This window comes from Saezia sanguinis (assembly GCF_003991585.1).
GTDB lineage: Bacteria > Pseudomonadota > Gammaproteobacteria > Burkholderiales > Burkholderiaceae_C > Saezia > Saezia sanguinis.
This window is the reverse complement of sequence record NZ_PQSP01000238.1, coordinates 1-231: the sequence shown is the minus strand read 5'-3', so window position 1 is coordinate 231 and position 231 is coordinate 1. Positions and strand designations below refer to the sequence as shown.

1 protein-coding gene is annotated in these 231 nt (G+C 65.8%); it reads right to left on the bottom strand.

All coding sequences use genetic code 11. The features are described from left to right. Positions 1–215, bottom strand: a 215-nt coding sequence (locus CUZ56_RS15640; protein WP_204250994.1) for an MMPL family transporter, incomplete at its 3' end; no start/stop codon positions are given. Between the last annotated feature and the right edge of the window lie 16 nt (positions 216–231).

Below are 231 nucleotides of genomic sequence, written 5' to 3'. Positions count from 1 at the left end.
ACGATGGGTACGAACGCGGCCACGATGGCGCCGAAGGCGATGATCATGACGATCAGCGCGACCCCGATACCGATCATTTCGGCCTGCCCGGTTTCGGGCTGGGTCTGGGCGATGGCGCCGCTCATCTCGACGGTGAGTCCGGCGTTGCGGCCTTCCTGGGCGATGGCCTCGGCCGCCTGCCGGTGCTCCTCGGTGACGTCGGTGAAGCTCGGCATCGTGAATTTCCTGTCT